The 20,033-nt window shown below is 70.1% G+C and carries 19 protein-coding genes, 1 tRNA gene and 1 riboswitch; of the genes, 9 read left to right on the top strand and 11 right to left on the bottom strand.

Features of this window, described 5'->3' with window-relative positions:
• Nucleotides 1–194: 194 nt before the first annotated feature.
• The 3 genes from PSH03_RS22105 to PSH03_RS22095 all read left to right on the top strand — a co-directional run bounded on the left by PSH03_RS22105 (nt 195) and on the right by PSH03_RS22095 (nt 3,695).
• Nucleotides 195–1,520 (top strand): hemolysin family protein, encoded by a 1,326-nt coding sequence (locus tag PSH03_RS22105; protein ID WP_238690290.1) that lies wholly within the window; start codon nt 195–197, stop codon nt 1,518–1,520.
• Nucleotides 1,513–2,514, top strand: coding sequence for a hemolysin family protein (locus PSH03_RS22100; RefSeq protein WP_238690289.1), 1,002 nt, complete (start codon nt 1,513–1,515; stop codon nt 2,512–2,514). Before PSH03_RS22105 ends, PSH03_RS22100 begins: the two co-directional genes overlap by 8 nt.
• 167 nt (nt 2,515–2,681) lie before the next feature.
• On the top strand, nt 2,682–3,695 hold the full coding sequence (locus tag PSH03_RS22095; protein ID WP_238690288.1) for a C40 family peptidase: 1,014 nt from the start codon (nt 2,682–2,684) through the stop codon (nt 3,693–3,695).
• Between the two features lie 55 nt (nt 3,696–3,750).
• Here PSH03_RS22095 and PSH03_RS22090 read toward each other — a convergent pair whose 3' ends face one another.
• Complete coding sequence (locus PSH03_RS22090; protein WP_238690287.1) at nt 3,751–5,733, bottom strand: N-acetylmuramoyl-L-alanine amidase; 1,983 nt, start codon at nt 5,731–5,733, stop codon at nt 3,751–3,753.
• Between the two features lie 235 nt (nt 5,734–5,968).
• A riboswitch (cyclic di-AMP (ydaO/yuaA leader) is annotated at nt 5,969–6,104 on the top strand.
• Nucleotides 6,105–6,180: 76 nt separating this feature from the next.
• Between PSH03_RS22090 and PSH03_RS22085 the strand changes: the two genes are divergently transcribed.
• A complete protein-coding gene (locus PSH03_RS22085) occupies nt 6,181–7,158 on the top strand; it encodes a C40 family peptidase (protein ID WP_238690286.1) in 978 nt (325 codons plus the stop codon).
• A 73-nt stretch (nt 7,159–7,231) separates the two neighbouring features.
• On the opposite strand, the gene dcd is transcribed toward PSH03_RS22085, so the two are convergent.
• A complete protein-coding gene (dcd, locus tag PSH03_RS22080; RefSeq protein WP_030332009.1) occupies nt 7,232–7,810 on the bottom strand; it encodes a dCTP deaminase in 579 nt (192 codons plus the stop codon).
• A 99-nt stretch (nt 7,811–7,909) separates the two neighbouring features.
• Here dcd and PSH03_RS22075 point away from each other — a divergent pair, with 99 nt between their 5' ends.
• Nucleotides 7,910–8,467 carry a pyridoxamine 5'-phosphate oxidase family protein gene (locus PSH03_RS22075; protein ID WP_210783057.1) on the top strand — a complete coding sequence of 186 codons (558 nt, stop codon included), beginning with the start codon at nt 7,910–7,912 and terminating at the stop codon, nt 8,465–8,467.
• 183 nt (nt 8,468–8,650) lie between these two features.
• Nucleotides 8,651–8,724, top strand: a tRNA-Gly gene (locus PSH03_RS22070).
• Nucleotides 8,725–8,773: 49 nt separating this feature from the next.
• Here the strand turns inward: PSH03_RS22070 and PSH03_RS22065 are convergent.
• Both PSH03_RS22065 and PSH03_RS22060 read right to left on the bottom strand, forming a co-directional pair.
• The gene (locus tag PSH03_RS22065) at nt 8,774–9,010 is read right to left on the bottom strand and encodes a DUF6924 domain-containing protein (protein WP_238690285.1); all 237 of its coding nucleotides are present in this window, start codon (nt 9,008–9,010) and stop codon (nt 8,774–8,776) included.
• A gap of 27 nt (nt 9,011–9,037) precedes the next feature.
• Nucleotides 9,038–9,976, bottom strand: a complete 939-nt coding sequence (locus PSH03_RS22060; RefSeq protein ID WP_238690291.1) for an LD-carboxypeptidase — start codon at nt 9,974–9,976, stop codon at nt 9,038–9,040.
• 285 nt (nt 9,977–10,261) lie between these two features.
• On the opposite strand from PSH03_RS22060, the gene PSH03_RS22055 reads away from it, so the two are divergent.
• The gene (locus tag PSH03_RS22055; RefSeq protein ID WP_210783051.1) at nt 10,262–13,399 is read left to right on the top strand and encodes an ATP-binding protein; all 3,138 of its coding nucleotides are present in this window, start codon (nt 10,262–10,264) and stop codon (nt 13,397–13,399) included.
• Here PSH03_RS22055 and PSH03_RS22050 read toward each other — a convergent pair.
• Nucleotides 13,383–14,132, bottom strand: coding sequence for an ABC transporter permease (locus tag PSH03_RS22050; protein ID WP_210783049.1), 750 nt, complete (start codon nt 14,130–14,132; stop codon nt 13,383–13,385). The genes PSH03_RS22055 and PSH03_RS22050 overlap by 17 nt on opposite strands.
• Entirely contained in the window at nt 14,129–15,073 is a 945-nt protein-coding gene (locus PSH03_RS22045) for an ATP-binding cassette domain-containing protein (protein ID WP_210783107.1), read from the bottom strand. Before PSH03_RS22045 ends, PSH03_RS22050 begins: the two co-directional genes overlap by 4 nt.
• A 174-nt stretch (nt 15,074–15,247) precedes the next feature.
• On the opposite strand from PSH03_RS22045, the gene PSH03_RS22040 reads away from it, so the two are divergent.
• A complete protein-coding gene (locus PSH03_RS22040; RefSeq protein WP_238690284.1) occupies nt 15,248–15,589 on the top strand; it encodes a VOC family protein in 342 nt (113 codons plus the stop codon).
• A gap of 24 nt (nt 15,590–15,613) precedes the next feature.
• Here PSH03_RS22040 and PSH03_RS22035 read toward each other — a convergent pair whose 3' ends face one another.
• Both PSH03_RS22035 and PSH03_RS22030 read right to left on the bottom strand, forming a co-directional pair.
• Nucleotides 15,614–16,258 carry a dihydrofolate reductase family protein gene (locus PSH03_RS22035; protein ID WP_238690283.1) on the bottom strand — a complete coding sequence of 215 codons (645 nt, stop codon included), beginning with the start codon at nt 16,256–16,258 and terminating at the stop codon, nt 15,614–15,616.
• 92 nt (nt 16,259–16,350) lie between these two features.
• Nucleotides 16,351–16,776, bottom strand: a complete 426-nt coding sequence (locus tag PSH03_RS22030) for a hypothetical protein (protein ID WP_238690282.1) — start codon at nt 16,774–16,776, stop codon at nt 16,351–16,353.
• 133 nt (nt 16,777–16,909) lie between these two features.
• On the opposite strand from PSH03_RS22030, the gene PSH03_RS22025 reads away from it, so the two are divergent.
• Nucleotides 16,910–17,791, top strand: coding sequence for an LLM class flavin-dependent oxidoreductase (locus PSH03_RS22025; protein ID WP_238690281.1), 882 nt, complete (start codon nt 16,910–16,912; stop codon nt 17,789–17,791).
• A 34-nt stretch (nt 17,792–17,825) separates the two neighbouring features.
• Here PSH03_RS22025 and PSH03_RS22020 read toward each other — a convergent pair whose 3' ends face one another.
• Genes PSH03_RS22020 through PSH03_RS22010 form a run of 3 tightly spaced genes read right to left on the bottom strand, consistent with a single transcriptional unit; the run spans nt 17,826 to nt 19,946 of the window.
• Entirely contained in the window at nt 17,826–18,257 is a 432-nt protein-coding gene (locus PSH03_RS22020) for an ASCH domain-containing protein (protein WP_112700111.1), read from the bottom strand.
• 57 nt (nt 18,258–18,314) lie between these two features.
• A complete protein-coding gene (locus tag PSH03_RS22015; RefSeq protein WP_238690280.1) occupies nt 18,315–19,361 on the bottom strand; it encodes a questin oxidase family protein in 1,047 nt (348 codons plus the stop codon).
• A gap of 33 nt (nt 19,362–19,394) precedes the next feature.
• Entirely contained in the window at nt 19,395–19,946 is a 552-nt protein-coding gene (locus tag PSH03_RS22010) for a phosphoribosyltransferase family protein (protein ID WP_238690279.1), read from the bottom strand.
• Between the last annotated feature and the right edge of the window lie 87 nt (nt 19,947–20,033).

Raw genomic sequence — 20,033 nt, 5'->3', positions numbered from 1 at the left:
TCGAGGTGATCGACGTGGCCAGCGTGCTGCTCCGCTCGGTCAAGCCCGAGCAGCCGCAGGGCGGCAAGGAGACCGCGCCGATCGGCGGCTGAGACGCGTACCCCTGGGATTTGTTCATCGACGGCGGCGGCCCTGAGGGCCGCCGCCGTCGTGCAAGAATCTCGCCGAGGTGAGGCGACATCGACGGCCTACTCTTGACGACGCTGTTGCCCCTGGTCGGCTTCGTAGCCCTGACCGCGGGCAACGCGTTCTTCGTCGCGGCCGAGTTCGCCCTGGTCACTGTCGATCGGGCGGAGATCGACCGGCGGGCCGCCGCGGGCGACCAGGCCGCCCTGACGGTACGCACAGCGTTGCGCGAACTTTCCTTCCAGCTCTCCGGGGCGCAGCTCGGCATCACCATCACCGCGCTGCTCACGGGCTACCTGGCCGAGCCGGCCCTGGCCCGGCTCTTCACCCCGCTGCTGCGCCCGCTGGCCGGAGACAGCACCGAGCGGCTCACCCCGTTCATCGCGTTGGCCCTGGCCACGCTGATCTCCATGCTCTTCGGCGAGTTGGTGCCGAAGAACGCGGCGCTGGCCCGGCCCATGCCGGCGGCACTGGCCACGGCCGGCCCGATGCACACCTTCTCCCGGACGTTCGGCTGGGTGATCCGGGGGTTGAACGGCTCGGCGAACCGACTGGTCCGGGCGCTCGGCGTGGAGCCGCAGGAGGAGTTGGCAAGTGCCCGCTCGCCGGAGGAGTTGGGCCTGCTGGCGGGTATCTCGGCGCGGGCCGGCGCGCTGCCCACCGACACCGCGATGCTGTTGCGTCGCACCATCCGCTTCGGTGACAAGCGGGCCGCGGAGGCGATGACCCCCAGGGTGGACGTGGTCGCGCTGCGCGCCACCGCCAGCGTGGCGGAGCTGCTGGAGCAGTCGCGGCGGACCGGGCGGACCCGGTTCCCCGTGTACGAGGAGACCCTGGACCTGGTGACCGGTGTGGCCGGCGTGCCCGACGCGCTGGGCGTGCCGCTGGCCGACCGCGCGTCGACCCGGGTCGGCTCGGTGGCCCGCGAGCCGGTGTACGTGCCGGAGAGCCTGAACCTGGACGGTGTCCTGGCCGCGCTGAAGGCGGCCGGGGCCGACCTGGCCATCGTGGTCGACGAGTACGGCGGCACGGACGGCGTGGTGACCGTCGAGGACCTCGTCGAGGAGTTGGTCGGAGAGATCGCCGACGAGTTCGACCCGGCGAGCGTGGACGACGACGGGTCGGCCGAGCTGACAGTGCCGGGCGGTGAGCGCACAGTGCTGGTCGACGGTGTGCTCCGCTCCGACGAGTTGGCCGAGCAGACCGGTTTCCGGCTGCCTGAGGGGCCGTACGAGACGTTGGCCGGGTTCCTGATGGCCCAGCTCGGGCACATCCCGCTCGCCGGCGAGACGGTCGAGACGGACGGCTGGGAGTTCACAGTGGTCGAGGTGGAGCGGCACCGGATCGAGCAGGTCCGGGTGTTGCGTCCGGCGGATCCGGACGACGATGACTGAACTGCTGGTGACAGTGCTGTTGCTGCTCGGCAACGGGTTCTTCGTGGGCAGCGAGTTCGCGCTCATCGCGTCCCGTCGGACGGCGATCGAGCCGCTGGCGGCCGGGTCGAAACGCGCCCGCTGGGCGTTGTCGGCGATGAACCAGATCCCCCTGATGATCGCCGGCGCGCAGCTCGGCATCACGGTCTGCTCGTTGGGTCTCGGCGCGATCGCCGAACCGGCGCTGGCTCACCTGCTGGAGCCGCCGTTCCACGCGGCCGGCCTGCCGGAGCGCGTGGTGCATCCGGTGGCGTTCGTGCTGGCACTGGGCATGGTGGTCTTTCTGCACACGGTCGTCGGTGAAATGGTGCCGAAGAACATCACGCTGGCCGGTCCGGAGGTCTCCGCGCTCTGGCTCGGCCCGGCGATGCTGGCATTCTGTGTGGCCACCAAGCCGTTGTTGCTCGCGATGAAATGGGCGGCCCGGCGGGTGCTCGCGTTCTGGCGGATCGAGGCGTCCGAGGCGGTGAAGACGGTGTTCACCGCCGAGGAGTTGGCCGGGTTGGTCTCCCAGGCGCGGACCGAGGGGCTGCTCGACGCGGAGCAGCACGCGCGGATCACCGGCGCGCTGGCCCTGCACGCCCGGACGGCGGCGGACGCGCTGCAACCGTGGTCGACGGTGGTGACGGTGGCCGAGGACGTGTCGCCGGCGTCGCTGGAGGTGCTGGCGACCCGGACCGGCCGGTCCCGGTTCCCGGTGGTGCAGCGGTCGACCCGTCGGGTGTTGGGCTTTGTGCACGTCAAGGACGTGCTCGGGTACGCCGGGCAGGGCCGCCGGTCCCCGGTGCCGGCCGACGTCTACCGGCCGCTGGCGGTGGTGCCGCCGGACCGTACGCTGGCCGACCTGCTGCTGGCGATGCGTCGCGAACGGCGGCACATGGTGCTGGTCAGCGACGGGCGAAAGCCACTCGGTGTGGTGACTCTTGACGATGTATTGACTGCAATCGTTGGGTGATGGACCAATACCCTTGGTGTGCAAGCGGTTGCACGACAGTGATGGTTACCGCCCTCGCCTTGATTACCGCCCCGAGCTTCCCTAATGTGGGGCACCGACCGCTGTGGGTCGTCTGCCTCGGCCCTTCCCTCACGCGAGGCGCCCGGCGGTCGGTTGCAAAGGAGTCGGTGCCGGTGGCAACCATGCCCCCTCATCGTCACGACCTGTTTGCGTCTGCTCGCTCTGGTGGCCTGCGCCGCGTTGCGCACCGGGTGCTCGTCCTGGTCGCCGCCGCGGCGGTCGGCGCCGGTCTGCTGACCGCGCCGGCACATGCCGCGCCCACGGTCGACGAGATCGAGGCGCAGATCGACAAGAAGTGGGAGCAGTTGGAGCCCACCATCGAGCAGTACAACAAGGTCCGGGCGCAGCTGAAGGTCAACCGGCAGAAGTCGGCGAACCTGCAGAAGAAGATCGAGCCGCTGGCGCTGCAGAGCGAGCTGGCGCTCAACCGGGTTGGCGATCTCGCCTCCCGCTACTACATCTCGGGCCCGTCGCACGACATCGGCGCGCTGCTGGTCAGCGCCAAGCCGGACACGCTCACCGAGCAGCTCACCATCCTCGACCGGCTCGCTTCGCAGGAGCGCAAGGAGGTCGAGGGTGTGCTGGCCGTGCGGGCCAAGTACGACGGCGAGAAGCAGAAGCTGGACGCGCTGATCGTCACCCAGACCAAGCAGCAGAACGAGCTGGCGGCCAAGAAGAAGCAGATCGACGGCGAGATCAAGCAGCTCGAAGCATCGATGCCCAAGACCACGGTCAAGACCGCGGCCTGCCCGACCATCAACGGTGTGGTCAACGAGGCGGCCCGCACCGCGATCAAGACCGCCTGCGGCAAGGTCGGCAAGCCGTACGTCTGGGGCGCCACCGGCCCGAACTCGTTCGACTGCTCGGGGCTGACCCAGTACGCCTACAAGGCGGCCGGGATCTACCTCACGCACCACACCGGTGACCAGTGGAACGAGGGCAAGGCCGTCTCGCGAGCCGACGCTCGTCCCGGTGACCTTGTCTTCTTCTTCTCCGGCCTGAGTCACGTCGGGCTGTATCTGGGCAACAACACCATGGTGCACGCGCCACGTGCCGGTAAGCCGGTGCAGGTGTCCAGCATCAACACCATGCCCGTCGCCGGGTTCCGCAGACCTGGCTGATCCACCTCGCGCGACACGACGGCCCCCGGTCACCGACCGGGGGCCGTCGTGGTTCTCAGCGGGGGGCGCCGACCGGGGACGGCAAGAGCTGCACGTCGGCGAGGTCGACGTACATGATCCGGTGGCCGAACTGGATCTGCGCGTACCGGTTCTTGCCGCGAATCACCGTCCAGTCGCCGGGCGAGGAGCCGTCGAACGTGCTGGCCCGGTAGTACTCGCCGGCCAGCACCGCGCCGACGGCGTACCGCTGCCCGGCGGCCAGGGTGTACTGGAGCGGCGAGATCGCCTGGTAGAGCACCCCTTCCGGGTACGCGGACTGCTCCGGGTACGCCCTTCCGTAGACCGGAACGGTGGTCCGTCCGGGCTTCGGCGTGGCCACGACGCCGACGGTCCAGCTGGCGGTCGGCGCGGACGCCGGGTTGTGGAACCAGGCCCGCTGCCCGAGGTACCAGATCGCCGTCCAGTCGCCCTGCCGTCCGGCCAGCGCGTACGTCTGCCCGGCGGACGCCCGGGCTCCGTGGTCCGACACCGCCATCGTGTTCGGGCTGCCGTCCGGGCGGAGCGCGACGTCGTTGACCAGCGGCGCGTCCGCGGACGGTGCGCTGCGCAGCACCACCGCCGAGGAGCCGCGTGGCGCGCAGGGCACGCCCGGGGTGACGCAGCCGGTGAACGCCGGCTGGTTGGTGGTGTGGTCCGGGTCGATCCGGACCATTCCGGTGGCCGGGGTGCCGGTGTCCAGTCGAGGTGCGTGCAGCAGGTCGAAGTAGTGCGTCCAGTCCCAGTACGGGCCCGGATCCCAGTGCATTCCCCGCACGGTCGAGGGGATGGTGCCGGGCACGTTGTCGTGGCCGATGATGTGCTGGCGGTCCAGTGGGATGCCCAGTCGCATCGCCAGGTGCCGGACCAGCTTCGCCGAGGTCCGGTACATCGCCTCGGTGTACCAGGTGCCCTGCGCCGCGAAGCCCTCGTGTTCCAACCCGATCGACTTCGCGTTGACGTACCAGTTGCCGGCGTGCCAGCCGACGTCCTTGGTCTTCACGTGCTGGGCGATGTGCCCGTCGACGGAGCGCAGCGAGTAGTGCCAGCTCACGTAGGTCGGATCCTGGACCAGTTGCAGGGTCGTGGCCCAACTCGCCTCGGTGTCGTGGATGACGATGTACTCGATCTTCTGCCGCGCGGGCCGGTCGGAGAGGTCGTGGTTGCCGTAGTCCCCGTCGCCGAACGCCTCGTAGGGCGCCGGGATCCACTCGCAGGAGATGGTGCGGGGGCACTCCACCCCGTCCGGGCGGGCCAGCCGGCGCAGGCCCAGCCGGTCCAGCCAGGAACGCTCGGGCCGCACCGCGCGGGCCGGCAGGGTGATCCGCTGGCCGTCGTCGGTCACCCGGGCTTCGCCCGCGCCGATGGTGGTGAAGACCTCGTCGGCGAAGGCCGCCGCGGCGTCGGCGCTGTCCGCGCCCGAGTAGCGTGCCACCGCGCCGTACCAGGCCGCCGGGTCGGTGTCCGCGCCGACCGGCGCGCCCAGATCCCTCTGGTACGCGCTCAGCAGCGCGGCCCCACCCCGGATGTTGAGGCCCGCGTCGGTGCGCAGTGCCTCGGGGGTGGCGCCGGTCAGCGTGGCGGCGGCGTCGACGGTCTGCAACGCGGCGGTGGATGGCGCGGGTGCCTCGACCGGCCGGGGCGCGGGTACGCGGGCGGTGCGGGAGTCGTCGCCGCGTGGGTCCTCGGCGCCGGCGTCGTGGTGGCCGCGTCCGGGTAGGGCGGCCACGTGCCGCGCGTCGGTCAGGTGCATCGGACCGTAGCCGCCACTGGTGCTCGGTGTACCGGCGTTGGTGTCCCAACGGGACTCCAGGTAGGAGACGCCGAGCAGCACGACGGCCGGCACGCCGTACTCGGTGGCCGCTGCGGCGTACTGCTGCTGGCGGTCGGTGATGGGCGCTGCGGCGGCCGGGCCGACGGAGAGTGGCACAGTGGTCGCGGCGGCGACCACTGTGGCGGCGAGCAGCCCGCGCCAGCCGGTCGACAGGGTTGGATGGTGCATCGAACCCCCTAGATTCTCGCGGAGTGAGGTCAGGTCACCATCGCGCCGTCCGGGAGGTCGCGTCAATACCTTTCTATCTATCGAAGTAGATGGAAAGAATTCTTCACACACGGTCGGTTGCCTCGTTCAATCCGTACGGAGTGTCACTGCCGCACGGGTTGCGGATCGGTAACAGACGTCTCTACTCTGGTCATTTGTTGGCCCGACAGCAGCTCCGCCCAGCCCGGGCGGTAACGGACCGACACCGCCGAGTCGTTTCCGAGCGAACCGGGGACCCAGGTCCCTCGGGGTGAATCCGCAGCCACTGCGGTAGGGCGCCGACTTCCCGCCCGAACCCGTCAGCTAACCCGGTAGGCGGTCAGGAAGAAGGAGTACGGAACCCCGGTGGCACTCCATGCCCCGCGGCCGTCGTCCGAGCGGTCGGCATCAGCCGGCCCGGCGTCGATCGTGCCGCGCCCACGCTGGTCCCGCTTCACCACCGCACTCGCCGCGCTGGCCGGCATCGCCGTCGTTCTGACCGGCAGTGCCACGGCGGCCCACGCCGACCCGTCCGTCGCCGAGATCGAGCGCCAGATCGACGCCGACTGGAACAAGCTCGAACCGGTCATCGAACGGCACAACGCCACCCGCACCGACCTCGCCGCGAAGCGCAAGCAGGCCGATGCGCTGGCCGCCCGGATCACCCCGCTGGAGCGTCAGGTCGACGCCGCGATGGACAAGGTCAGCGCCCTGGCCGTACGCGCCTACATGGGTGAGAACGTCTCGACAGTCAACGCGATGCTGGGGAGCCGGTCGCCCAGCGAGGTGGTCGGTCAGCTCGAAATGCTCGACCGCTTCGCGCACAACCAGCAGAAGGACGTACGCCAGGTGGCCGACCTGCGCGACCAGCTGGCCGCGCAGAAGGCGCCACTGGACGAGATGGTGGCCCAGCTGACCCGCACGGAAGCTCAGCTGGCGGCGAAGAAGAAGCAGATCAACGACGAGATCGACCGCCTGCAGAAGCTGCGCCTCAAGGTGTACGGCAGTGGCGGCGGCGGTCCGCTGCGCCCGGCACCCTGCCCGGGCAGCTACCCCGGCGGCGCCGCGGGCACCGCTGTCAAGTTCGCCTGCGCGCAGATCGGCAAGCCCTACGTCTGGGGTGCCGAAGGCCCGAACTCGTACGACTGCTCCGGGCTGATGCTGGCCGCCTGGGCGAAGGCCGGCGTGTCGCTGCCGCACAACGCCGCCGCGCAGAGCCGGGTAACCAAGAACGTCAGCAAGGGCGACCTGCGCCCCGGCGACCTGGTCTTCTACTACAGCGACATCCACCACGTCGGCATGTACGTCGGCGGCGGCTGGGTGGTGCACGCCTCGCAGGCCGGTCAACCGGTCAAGATGAAGAAGGTCGACGACGGCCCGATCCACAGCTACGGCCGTCCAGGCTGACCCCGAGTGATCGAAGGGCCCGTCGCGATCCGTCGCGGCGGGCCCTCGTCGTCTCGGGGCCAGCTGCTGAACCTCAGCGGGTGGGCCAGGTCCGCCAGTGCTGCCAGGCGCGGCTGGGTGTCGGCCCCCGCTGGCCCTGGTAGCGCGAGCCGTAGACCACCGAGCCGTACGGGTGCTCGGCCGGCGAGGAGAGCCGGAAGATGCAGAGCTGCCCGATCTTCATGCCCGGCCAGAGGGTGATCGGCAGGTTCGCCACGTTCGAGAGTTCCAGCGTCACGTGACCGGAGAAGCCCGGGTCGATGAAGCCGGCAGTGGAGTGCGTGAGCAGCCCGAGCCGGCCCAGGGAGCTCTTGCCCTCCAGTCGGCCGGCGAGCTGGTCACCCAGCGAGATGACCTCCAGCGTCGAGGCGAGCACGAACTCCCCCGGGTGCAGCACGAACGGCTCACCGTCGGGGACCTCGACCGCCGAGGTCAGGTCGTCCTGCTGCATCGCGGGATCGATGTGGGTGTAGAGGTGGTTGTTGAAGACCCGGAACAGCCGGTCGAGTCGGACGTCGATGCTGGACGGTTGGACCAGGGTGGGCTCGAACGGCTCCAAGCCCAGCGTGCCGGCCTTGATCTCGGAGACCAGGTCGCGGTCGGAGAGCAGCATCGGACCACCATAGCCGCGCTGCCAAAAGTGGCCGGATTCGGTGCCGGTGACCAGCGCGTCGAGGTCGCTGCTCGTACATTTGTTCGATAGAATGCCCACATGGCTTCCTGGTCCGAATTCGCCGCCGACGAGCCCCGACTCGCCGACGGGATCCGCGTTCTCCTCCAGCAGTACGGGCCGGGCTTCGGCTATCTGGCCACGGTCCGCGCCGACGGCGGGCCCCGCGTCCATCCGGTCTCCCCGGTCATCACCGCCGAGGGGCTGTTCTGCTTCATCATCGACTCGCCGAAGCGCCGCGACCTCGAACGTGACGGCCGTTACGCGCTGCACTCGTTCCCGGCGGAGGAGAGTGACGACGAGGCGTACGTGGCAGGGCGCGCCCGTCCGGTGACCGATCCGATCCGGGTGGCGCAGTTGGCGCAGAGCGCCCGGGCCGAGCCGCAGGTCGACTGGCGGCTCTTCGAGTTCACCGTCGACGTGGCCATGCTCACCCGCCGCGAGCAGCACATCGCCGGCATTCCGGGCCTCGCGCCGAGTCGGCCGGCCGTTCGGGTCTGGCTCGACCCAAACGCCCCGTCGGCGGTGGCCGCGCCCCTCGCCGTCCCGCAGGCGCGCCCGACCCGCCTCAGCCGTGACGTTCAGTGCACGGCCGCCTGACCACAGCTCAAAGATCATCGGTGCCGGCTCCGTACCAACGGAGCCGGCACCGCCGTACGCACCGGCCCGCCGCCGCCGAGATCAACCCGGGGTCGACCCGGGCGGAGCGGGGTGTGGACAGCTACGGCCTCCGGGGGTACCTGGGTGCACGGGCTCGACGACTCGGGTACAGTGGTGCCGCTTGCGGGTGTAGTTCAATGGCAGAACATCAGCTTCCCAAGCTGACAGTGCGGGTTCGATTCCCGTCACCCGCTCCACTGCGAAGGCCCTGGTCAGGACGTGAGTCCCGGCCGGGGCCTTCGACGTTCACGGTGAGGTTGGCTGAGACGTCCGCGTACCAGCGGGGCGGCACGCGGAAGGTGCGGGCTCGCGGCTCAGGTCGACAGCGAGCAGCGGGCGTTCGACGTCGGTCATCGTGGCCGCGTCGGCCACGAACAGGTAGGTGAGCCAGTCTTCATCACTGATGGGGGCGTTCGCGTCGATCAACTGCTTGACGGTCGCCTCGCTGTAGGCGAGGTCGTCGGGTTGCGGCAAAGGGGACACGACGAAGATCCTCCACGCCGCCAGGCCCTATCGGTAGTCGGCGAAGATTCGACGTTCCACGCCGTCGACGGTGACCGGGCCGCCGTGGGGAAGGATCCACTGTGGTCTGGTGTGACCGAATGGGACCCCGACGCAGACGACCGCCTCGGGGTTGTACCGGGCCACCATGTCGACGACAGTGTCGCGCTGTTGCTCGCGGAGCCGTACCCGATCCGCGGCCGGGGGTCGGCGGGTGTGGTCGGAGACCGGCGGACGGGCGACCAGGACCGCGTCGACGGCGCTGAGAAGACCGCGTTCACCCAGTGATCGGACGATCCAGCCGACCTCGCGGGCGGGGAGAAGCTCCTCCGACGTCTCGATGATCAGCACCCCGCCGTGCAGGACCTCCGGGGGAAACGGGAAGCGTCCCGCCGTCAGGATCCACTGGATGACTTCCAGGCAGCCACCCCAGGTGGGGCCGGTGACTGCGCGCGGCGGCCCGTACCAGCTCCACGGCTCCGTCGGTTCGCGCTCGCCGAACGACGTCAACGCCTGCGGATCTGCCCAGTCGATGCCGATGTCCTCGGACTCACCCGGGTCGGTGATCTCCAGCCGTTCCCCGGTGAGTAACGCCGCTCGCAGCGACCGGACGTGGATGTCGTCGACGGCAGGCCCGGGGCCGAGGTGCACCTGGGAGGACCCGCCGTAGAAGCTGGCGATGCCGAGGCCCCAGAGCCAGTGGTGCAGGTTGGTGTTGTCGCTGGTGCCGAGGAACGGCTTCGGGTCGGCGCGGGCCAGGTCGGCGTCCAGGTGGGGGATGACGGTGATCTGGTCGTCGCCGCCGACGACGGCGAGAATGCCGCGTACCTGGGGGTCCGCGAAGGCGGCGTTGATGTCCGCCGCCCGCGCTGCCGCGCTCGCGCCCACCTGGCGGGTGGTGGGGTATTCGACCGGAACGAGGCCGGTCAGGTCGGCGAGCCGTCGCATGGCCTGCTCGTGGATCCCGGGATAGGCACCGGCCGCGGCGAAGGACGGTGAGAGCACCGCGAGGTGGTCCCCCGGGCGTGCCTTTCGAGGACGAACAAGCTTACGCTTCATGTCGAGATCCAACAGGTGCGCCAGCCGGTGCGCATCTCATTTCGAGACGCGTTCCAGGAGAACCACGGGGATCTCCCGGCGTGCCAGTGGGCCGGGAAGGCGTGGTCGACCGCCGTCGGCGGAGCGGGCATCGGCGACACGGATGCCTTTCGTGTTCATGGCAGGATCTGCCAGGTGCAGGTCGGGATGCTTGGTCCATTCGAGGTTCGCACGGACGTCGGCACCGTCATCGACGTGCCGGGCGCGCGGCTGCGCGGGCTGCTGACCGCCCTCGCGCTCAGCCCGGGTCACGTGGTCCCGAAGGGGACCCTCGTCGACTGGATCTGGGGCGAACATCCGCCCAATGACGCGGTGAACGCCCTGCACCGCCTGGTTTCCCGGCTTCGGAAGGCGCTGCCGGAGGGGTCGATCGAGGGACAGACGGACGGCTACCGGTTGATGGTCGAACCTGACGTCGTCGATGCCGTACGGTTCGAACGCCTCGTCGGCCTGGCTCGCGATGATGAGGGCCCGCAGCGGGTACGACGGTTGCGCGAGGCCCTCGACCTGTGGCGCGGTGCGGCGATGCAGGACGTCGGTCTGGTCGACAGTACGGCGCTCGACGCGGCGGTCACCCGACTCGACAGGCTGCGTCTGACGGCCCTGGAGGATCGCTTCGACGTTGAGATCAGTCTCGGCCACGGTCCGGAGCTGGTCGCGGAACTGACCGACCTGGTGGCCGCGCACCCGGTGCGGGAACGGCTGGTTCTCGGGTTGATGCAAGCCCTCGCCGCGAGCGGCCGCGACAACGAGGCGCTGCTCGTGTACCAGCGCACGAGTGAGGCCCTGGCCGACGCGCTGGGCGTCGACCCCTCGCCGGAACTCTCGGCGTTGCACGTCGCGCTCCTGCGGGGCGAGGTGCGACGGCGCGCGGAGGGCCGGAAGACGAACCTTCGTGCCGAGTTGAGCAGCTTCATCGGCAAGGACGAGGCCGTTGCCGCGGTCGGCGCGCTCGTCGCCGAACATCGGCTCACGACCCTGATCGGGCCGGGTGGCTCCGGGAAGACCCGGCTGGCCACGGAAACCGCGCGCAGAATGCTCGACGACCTGCCGGACGGCGCCTGGCTGGTCGATTTCGCTGCGATCGGCGCGGACGGCGACGTGGTGCAGGCGACGCTTGCGGGGCTCGGACTCCGGGACGCTCTGCTCGGCGAGCCACCGAGCATGGAGTTGGTCGACCGGCTCGTCGCCGCGATCCGCGAGCGGGAGGCGTTGCTGATCCTGGACAACTGCGAGCACGTGATCGAGTCGGCGGCGGTGCTCGCTGACCGGCTGCTCGGGGAGTGTCGGCGACTGCGGATCCTCGCGACGAGCAGGGAGCCGCTCGGCATCACCGGTGAGGCGCTCTGGCCGGTCGCGCCACTGGCCCTGCCGGACGCCGACGCCGACGCCAGCGAGATCGAAACCTCTCCGGCTGTCCGACTGCTACGGGACCGAGCGGTCGCGGTGCGGCGGGATCTGGCGGTCGACGCCTCCACGCTGTCGACGATGGCGCGGATCTGTCGGGCGCTGGACGGGATGCCGCTGGCGATCGAACTGGCCGCCGCCAGGTTGCGCACCATGTCCATCGACCAGCTTGCCAGGCGGCTCGACGATCGGTTCCGCCTGCTGACCGGCGGCAGCCGTACTGCGTTGCCCCGGCACCGGACGCTGCGCGCGGTGGTCGACTGGAGTTGGGAGCTGCTGACCGACGCCGAACGGACGGTGCTGCGCCGGCTGTCGGTGTTCTCGGGCGGGGTGAGCCTGGAAGCGGCCGAACGGGTCTGCGCCGGCGACGAGGTCGAGCAGGATGACGTGCTCGAGTTGGTCACCGCGCTGGCCGAGAAGTCGCTGTTGGTCGCCGAGGGCGGCGAAGCCCCGCGCTACCGGATGCTCGGCACGATCAAGGAGTACGCCGTGCACCGCCTCGCCGAGGCGGGGGAATCGGACCTGGCTCGCCACGCGCATCTGGCGTACTTCACCGAACTGACCGAGACCGCAGAGCCGCAGCTTCGCCGCGCGGACCAGGTGAGATGGCTCACCACTCTCGAAGTCGAGCACGACAACATCGGTGCCGCCATGCGCGGTGCCCTCGCTGCCGGCGAAGCCCACGCGGCCATGCGGTTGGCCGCGGGTGCCGGCTGGTACTGGTGGCTCGGTGGCCACCGGACCGAAGGCATGGAGTTGATCACGGCGGCCACCGAGACGCCTGGTGAGGTCAGCGACGAAATCCGGGCCACTGTGTACGCGCTCGTCGTGCTCTTCATCAACTCGGGGCCTGGCGACGAGCACCAGGCGGCGGAGTGGATCCACAAGGCGTACGAGTTCAGCCAGCGCAGTAACGGGGGCCACCCGGGGACGGCACTCGTCGTCCCGCTGGAACGGATGTTGCGAGCCCCGGACGCGATCCTGCCCGCATGGGAACCGCTGCTGAACGACGAGGATCCCTGGGTACGCGCACTGGCCCGATTGCAACTCGGCAAGATGCGGATCATTTTCGGCCAGGACGGTCCGGAGGTGGACGAGTATCTCGTGGCGGCGCTCGCCGAGTTCCGGGCACTCGGCGAACGGTTCGGGATCTCATTCGCCCTGACCGAGCTGGCGGAGCTGATTGCCGTACGCGGTGAGTTCGTCGGTGCGTGCGAGCTCTACGAGGAGGCGACCGCGGTCGTCACCGAGGTCGGCACCGTCGAGGACATCATCCGGATGCGGTCCCGGCAGGCTCAGCTGTACTGGTTGCTTGGCGATGAGAAGTCCAGCGCGGCTGCCATGGCCGAGGCGCGGCGATGCGCGGAGCGGGTCACGTGGCCGGGTGCGTTGGCCGTGCTGGCTCTGTCACAGGCGGAACTCGCTCGCTGGAGTGGCGATGCCGAAGAGGTGGGCCGGCAGGTCGGTGTCGCGACGACCCTGTTGCGCGATGAGGCGAAGCAGGCGTACATCCGCGTGATGACGCACGACCTGCTCGGTTATGTCGCGGACGATCTCGGTGAGGCGCGCAGACACCACTCCTCGGCCTGCGTGGCGGCCGCCGAGACAGGGCACGCACCCTCGATAGCGCGGGTTATCGTCGGCGTCGCGGACCTGGCGCTGCGCCTTGACCAGTACGAGCACGCCGCCCGGTTGCTCGCGGCCAGCAGCGGTGTGCGCGGACGGCAGGATCATTCCCAGCCGGATGTGGCCCGGATCGAGCAGGAAGTACGGCGCCGCCTCGGCGAAGTGAGCTTCGCAGAGGCGGCGCGAGAAGGCAGTCGGACGGACTGGAACCGGTTGGTCGCTGTCACGCTCGCTTCGTGAACGTGGAACGCGCCCACAGGTAGCCGACGAGAGCAATGCCGACGCACCAGGCGAGGGCGGGGATCACGTTACCGCTGGACGGTGTCCCGTTGAGGAACCCGCGCAGAGTTTCGATGATCGGCGTGAAGGGCTGGTATTCCGCGAACTCACGCAGCCCGGGCCCCATCTTGTCCGCCGGCACGATCGCGCTGCTGAAGAACGGCAGCATGACCAGCGGTACGGAGGCCAGACCCGCCGTTTCCGGAGACTTCGCCGAAAGACCCAGGGCGACCGTGAGCCAGCCGGCGGCGAAGCCGAGCAGCACGATGATGCCGAGCGCGCCGAGCCAGCCGAGGAGGCTCGCCGACGGGCTGAATCCGAGCAGGAAGGCCACCCCGACAAGGGCCGCGATGGCGACCAGGTTGGTCAGCACGCTGGCGACGACGTGACCGGTCAGCACCGCACCGCGGGAGACGTGCATGACTTTGAACCGGTTGATGATGCCCTTCGTCATGTCGGAGTTCACCGCGGTCGCGGTGGCCCCCAGCCCGTAACAGACCGCCAACAGCATCAGTCCGGGAGTCGCGTAGTCGATGTAGTCGACCCCGACGTTGAAGGCGTCACCGAACATGTAGACGAACATCAACATGATCACGATGGGCATCAGGACCGCGTTGAACACCGAGGTCGGGTTTCGGGCGATGTGCTTGAAGTTGCGACGCAGCATGACGATCGAGTGGGACTTGGTGCTCATTTCGCGGAGACCTCCTGGGTGCGGCTGCCCGTCAGGGCGAGGAAAACGTCGTCGAGGTCCGGCGTCTGCACGGAGAACCCTTCGGCGCTGATCGCGTACTCGTCGAGCCGGTCCAGCAGGGCCCGCAGCGAGGCCGTGCCGCCATCGCTGGGAACCCGCAGGGCCAGTGCGTCGTCGTCCCGCGTGGAGTCGGTGAGCACCCGGGCGGCCGCGTCGAGTTCGGCGACGGTGGCGAACCGGAGCCGGACGTGAGTGCCCGGGATCTGGCGTTTGAGCTCGTCGGGCGTGCCCTGGGCGACCAGGCGCCCCTGGTCGAGTACGGCGATCCGGTCGGCGAGCTGATCGGCTTCCTCGAGATACTGAGTGGTGAGGAAGATCGTCACGCCGTCGGCCACCAGGTCACGGATGATCGACCACATCGTGCGACGGCTACGTGGATCCAGGCCCGTGGTCGGCTCGTCGAGGAAGATGATTCGCGGGTCGCCGACGAGCGTCATCGCCAGATCCAGCTTGCGGCGCATACCGCCGGAATAAGTCGACACCGGCTTCTGTGCTGACTCCACCAGATCGAACCGCTCCAGCAGCTCCGTGACGACCCGCCTGCCGTCCTTGCCGGGAACCTGACTGAGATCCACCATCAGCTGCAGGTTCTCTTGGCCGGTCAGTAGCTCGTCCACCGCCGCGAACTGACCGGTGACACCGATTGCGGCGCGCACCGCCTTGGCCTGGGTGGCGGCGTCGTGCCCCGCGATGCGTACGGTCCCACCGTCGGCCTTCACCAACGTGGTCAGCACGTTCACCGTCGTCGTCTTACCCGCCCCGTTCGGACCGAGCAGGGAGAAGATCGTGCCCGCACGGACATCCAGATCGATGCCATCGAGCACGACCTTGTCCTTGTAGGCCTTTCGCAGCCCGGAGACTGCAATCGCTGAACTCGTCATGCAACTACCATCGGCGGCTGGGCTGTCACCCCCCTGACATGGCCCTGACACGGCCACTGACACGGGTCTGAACGCATCGATTAACGGCAACGACAGTGGTAGTTCCTGCCGGGCCTCGGCACCGGCTAGGGTCCGGCGTGGAGGTGGTCCGTGTTCACCGAAGCCTTTCCGATCGTGACGACACCTGACCTGCCACGACTGATCGCGTTCTACCGGGACGTGGTCGGCTTCGAGCTGACCTACCGGTTCCCGGACGAGGGCGCCCCGGAGTTCGTCGCTCTGCGGCTGGGCAGCAGCGAGCTCGGCCTGGCCGCCAACCCGGAGGCTGGCGGGCCGGCCGACTCGCACCGCTGGGAGTTGTGCGTCTATGCCGACGACTGCGACGCAGCAGTGGGCGCGTTGCGTACGGGCGGGGCGACAGTCATCGAGGAGCCGGTCGACCAGCCCTGGGGTGAGCGGTCCGCGCGGGTCACCGACCCCGACGGCAACCGGTTGCTGGTGCTGGCCCGGCTCTAGCCGACCGTGCCGGGAGGAGGGCGGTCATCGCCTCCAGAACAGGAGATGGGTGATTCCGCTGGGGCTGGGCACCGACTCGAGGTGGAAGCGGTCGAGCAACTCGTGGGGGCTGTCCCACAGTCGCTCGCCCCGGTGAAGGTCGACGGGCGCGACGGCGATGTGCATCGTGTCGACCAGGTCGGCCTCGAGGAAATCGCGGATGATCGCCACCCCACCACCGAGGCGTACGTCCCGACCGTCGGCTGCCTGCTTCGCCTCGGCCAGTGCTTCGGCCGGGCTGACGTCGCGGAAGTGGAACGTGGTGTCGGACAGGCTGAACGACGGGCGCACGTGGTGGGTGAGCACGAAGACCGGCGTGTGGAATGGCGGGTTGTCCCCCCACCAGCCCTGCCACTCGTGGTCCTTCCAGGGGCCACGCTGGGGGCCGAACTTGTTGCGACCCATGATCTCCGCGCCGATGTTGCACTCGGCGTCGCGGGTCAGGTAGTCGTCCAGGCCACGGGTGCCGCCCGGTTCGGTGCGGTACACGAAGCTGGCGGTGGCGGCACGCCAGGAGAAAAGTGGGGTGGGGTCCGCGTGACCGAAGGGCCGTTCCAGGCTTTGCCCCTCTCCGGTCCCGAACCCGTCGCGCGAGACGTTGAAGCACTGCACCCGCAGTAGTTGTGGCATGGCATCTCCTCTCAGGTTTACGGGTCGGCGTCAGCTCGGCCCCCTCCCGGTGGGTGCCGCTCCCGGAGGGGTCGGAGCCGAACACGATGGCCCTACCGGGATGAAGTGTGACCCGTGTCACCTGCGGGCTCGGTCAGGAGCCAGGTCCCGGCGTGTTCCGGGTCGCGTGACCAGCGCATCCGGGTCTTCTCCTCCGGGCGGGGGCTCCAGTCCCGGTAGGGCAAGAGGGCCACCCGCCAGGCGATCACCGCGAAGAAGTAGAGGCCCGGGCCGACCAGCCAGAGCAGCGCGTCGCGTCGCCGATAGGAGGCGTACGGCGCGAGCCACGCGGTTGCCGCCATCGGCACCGCGACCGCGCTGAGGTCGGCGACCGGCCCGCGGCCGAACCGAAACTCGATCAGCTCGCGGAGGATGAGCGACGGAACCACCACCCCGACCAGTAACGCCACCGTGCGGATCAGGCGGAGCCGGCGGGTCCGATCCGGGGCTACGCGGGGGGCGGTTGCTTCGGCGGGCACCCCCGGAGGGTACGGGCTGGCCGCAGCGGTAGCTCTAGGACTGCCGGACGGCGATGGTGCTCCGAACGCTGGCCCGGTCCTCTGCTCAGCGTGATGCTGGGGGCGGAGGACCGGCCCGACTAGGGTGGCGATCATGCGGATTGGCATCGTTATCCTGCCGGACCAGCGGTGGGCGGAGTCGCAGCGTCGCTGGCGGCAGGTCGACGAGTGGGGCTTCGACCACGCCTGGACGTACGACCACCTGGGTTGGCGTGACCTGGTCGACGGCCCGTGGTTCGACTCGATGGCCACGCTGACCGCGGCCGCCACGGTGACCTCGCGGATTCGACTGGGCACCCTCGTGGCGTCGCCGAACTTCCGGCACCCGGCCGCGTTCGCCAGGCAGATCACCACTGTGGACGACGTCTCCGCCGGCCGCCTGCTGCTCGGCCTGGGCGCGGGCGGCATCGGCTTCGACTCGGCGGTGCTGGGTGGTGAGACGCTGCCGCCGCGTCAGCGGGTCGACCGGTTCGCCGAGTTCACCGAGTTGTTGGACCTGCTCCTGCGGGAGGACGGCACCACCTGGCGTGGCGACTGGTTCGCCGCTGTGGATGCCCGCAACAACCCCGGCTGCGTGCAGCAGCCCCGGGTGCCGTTCGTGGTGGCCGCCAACGGGCCACGGTCGATGCGGTTGGTGGCCCGCTTCGGGCAGGGGTGGGTGACAACCGGCACCGGTGACGACAACGACCTGGCGGGTTGGTGGGCCAGTGTGTCGGCGCTGTCCGCGCGGATGGACCGGACCCTTGACGAGGCCGGCCGCGACCCGGCCAGCCTGGACCGCTACCTCTCGCTGGACGCGGCGCCGGTCTTCTCGCTCAGCAGCGCACAGTTCTTCGCCGATCAGGTCGGCCGGGCCGCCGAGTTGGGCTTCACCGACGTGGTGACGCACTGGCCGCGCGCCAGCAGTTGGTACGCCGGTGACGAGGCCATCCTGGTGGACGTGGCGACCCGGTTGCTGCCACAACTACGCGGCTGAGGCCGCCACACCAAGCCCTGGCTGAGACGGCCGGTCAGGTGCCGAGGTCGCCGCTGGCCACACCGCCCTCGCCGCCGGAAACCAGGCGGAAGCGCAGGCAGACGATCGGGGTGTCGCCGTCGACCGGGGTGCCGAGCCGCGCCCAGTAGGTCGAGTGCCCGGCCCGCCACTCCTCGATCGAGCGGTCGCCCTCGCCCTCGGCGTGGGCGAAGTCCCAGGGCACGTCGGCGAAGCGGACCACCTCGACCCCGGTGATCTCCACGACGCCGGCCAGCGCGTTGTCGTCGTCGACAAGGGCCAGGCGTTCGCCGACGTGCTCCAACTCCTCGCCTTCTTCCGCGTACTCGGCGAGCCGGCCGGCCGTCGCGGTCTTCACACCGGCCAGCACCAGGGTGTTGAGGGTTGACCGCAACTCGCCGGGGGTGCCGAGGGCGAGGGCGCGCAGTTCACCGATCCGAGGCCACATCCTGCCGAGGCTAGGCCAGCGCGGGCCGGGTCGCCGCCGCAATACCCGTCGCCCCGCTCAGATCAGTTGGCCGGCGTAGCCGGGTGCGGTGAGGAGCCGCTCGTCAGCACTGGTCGCGTACGCGTCGAGGATCGCGTCGGCGAGCTTGACCACGTGCTCGTCGCCGTGGCGGGCCGCGCGGGCGAAGACCTCCGCCGGCGTCGCGGGGGTCACTGTCGGTGGCGCGATGCCGTTGGCCGGGGCGTACACCGTGGTCATGGCCGCCGTCGCGGCCCAGGCCGCGGCGAAGCTCGGCGCCCACAGACCCCTGTCGAGTGCCGGCAGGGTACGCAGCACTGCGGTCGGCGCGGTGACCGCGTGCACCAACATGACCGGCGCCGCGTGCCCGAAGCGCAGGTAGTCCAGGCCGGCTCGGTGCACCAGTGTGGTGAGCCCACGTTCCGCCTCGGCCGGGCTGCGCACGGGGCGCAGCGTCGCGAGTGCCGGCTCCCATCGGGGTACGCCCGGCAGCTGGTCCAGCCGATCCCGGACGCCGCCGGTCTGGTCGTCGATCCGGGGCAGCCCGGCCAGCGCGGCCGCCACGTCGTTGTCGTCGGTGCCCGGCTGGTCCGTCTCGCCGGTGAGCAGCCGGTCGGTGCCGGGGATCGGCTGCCATCGGGCCGCCCAGTAGCCGAGGGCCTGGCCCAACTCGGTGAGCCGCTGTCGGTTGTCGTCGTCCGGGTCGAGCGCGCGTACGGCGTGCCCGACCCGGATCACACCGTGCGTGGCGCCGGCGGCGATGCCCGGCAGTAGCCGGGGCCACCAGGTGCCGAGTACCGCACGCCACGGGTGTTCGCGCAGTTGCCTGTCGAAGTAGGCCAGCCAGTCACCGGCGCGCTTCGGATCGCCCAGCGCTGACCGCCAGTCGTCGATCGGGTGCAGCCCTCGGGGCAACTCGTCGAGGCGGCCGAGGTAGTCGTCGAGCCAACGGTGCACCCGGTGCGGGTGCCCGTGTCGGACCAACGCCTCGACGGCCATCGGTCCGTGGTTGGACAGCCAGCTCTGATATTCGGGGCCGGTGTGGTGCAGCCGCTCGTACGCCTCGTCGAGAACTCCGTCGCTCATCCGCCGATCGTCGGTGTTGAACCTCGCTTCAGGTCAAGCGGGCAGATCCGCGGCGTCGATCAGGCCGGTGATCCGTAGGTCGGCCGCGACCTCGGGCGGGCAGTCCACGGCCACCACAGCGGTGCCCAGCACCTCGGCGCCCCGCGCGGCGCAGATGTCGTAGAGCGCGCGTAGCTGCGCGCCGGTGCGCACCCAGTCGTCCACCACCAGCACCCGGTCGTCGGGGCCGAGGTGTCGGTCGCGCACGGCGAGGTCTATCCGTCGGCCCCGGTAGTCCGGTGGGCTCTGTGCCCAGGTGAGTGACCCGGCCGGAAGTCGCCCGTCACCGGGCTTGTGGGCGGCCACGAAGCCGACTCCGAGGGCGGTGGCGGCCAACGGCCCGAGGAGCAGCCCGGTGACGGCCGGCGCGAGCACCACGGTGGGCCGGGCGGCCCGGTACGGCGCCACCAGGGCCGGCCCCAGCTCGGCCAGCACCGCCGGGTCACGCCACCAGCCGGAGATGTCGCTGACCAGGTGACTGGTGTCCGGGCCGGGGTCGATCCAGTGGAACAGGGCGGCCAGGCGTTCGGTCAGATCGGCGGGCATCCGCTCATCCTGCGGCACGGGCGGCGGGCGTGGTGGCACCCGGGCCACCCGGCCCACCCGGGGTCGGATGATCGGCTACACGTACCT

The organism is Micromonospora salmantinae (genome assembly GCF_022230905.1).
GTDB classification, from domain to species: domain Bacteria; phylum Actinomycetota; class Actinomycetes; order Mycobacteriales; family Micromonosporaceae; genus Micromonospora; species Micromonospora salmantinae.
The sequence above is the reverse complement of the archived record's forward strand: the minus strand, read 5'-3'. Positions and strand labels throughout refer to the sequence as shown.

Excerpts from the sequence above, each read along its gene's own strand:
- PSH03_RS22100 (WP_238690289.1), top strand. The coding sequence starts at position 1,513 with ATGACTGAACTGCTGGTGACAGTGCTGTTGCTGCTCGGCAACGGGTTC.
- PSH03_RS22090 (WP_238690287.1), bottom strand. The coding sequence starts at position 5,733 with ATGCACCATCCAACCCTGTCGACCGGCTGGCGCGGGCTGCTCGCCGCC.
- dcd (WP_030332009.1), bottom strand. The coding sequence starts at position 7,810 with ATGCTGCTCTCCGACCGCGACCTGGTCTCCGAGATCAAGGCCGGCACG.
- PSH03_RS22075 (WP_210783057.1), top strand. The coding sequence starts at position 7,910 with ATGGCTTCCTGGTCCGAATTCGCCGCCGACGAGCCCCGACTCGCCGAC.
- PSH03_RS22060 (WP_238690291.1), bottom strand. The coding sequence starts at position 9,976 with ATGCGACGGCTCGCCGACCTGACCGGCCTCGTTCCGGTCGAATACCCC.
- PSH03_RS22050 (WP_210783049.1), bottom strand. The coding sequence starts at position 14,132 with ATGAGCACCAAGTCCCACTCGATCGTCATGCTGCGTCGCAACTTCAAG.
- PSH03_RS22045 (WP_210783107.1), bottom strand. The coding sequence starts at position 15,073 with ATGACGAGTTCAGCGATTGCAGTCTCCGGGCTGCGAAAGGCCTACAAG.
- PSH03_RS22035 (WP_238690283.1), bottom strand. The coding sequence starts at position 16,258 with ATGCCACAACTACTGCGGGTGCAGTGCTTCAACGTCTCGCGCGACGGG.
- PSH03_RS22025 (WP_238690281.1), top strand. The coding sequence starts at position 16,910 with ATGCGGATTGGCATCGTTATCCTGCCGGACCAGCGGTGGGCGGAGTCG.
- PSH03_RS22020 (WP_112700111.1), bottom strand. The coding sequence starts at position 18,257 with ATGTGGCCTCGGATCGGTGAACTGCGCGCCCTCGCCCTCGGCACCCCC.
- PSH03_RS22015 (WP_238690280.1), bottom strand. The coding sequence starts at position 19,361 with ATGAGCGACGGAGTTCTCGACGAGGCGTACGAGCGGCTGCACCACACC.
- PSH03_RS22010 (WP_238690279.1), bottom strand. The coding sequence starts at position 19,946 with ATGCCCGCCGATCTGACCGAACGCCTGGCCGCCCTGTTCCACTGGATC.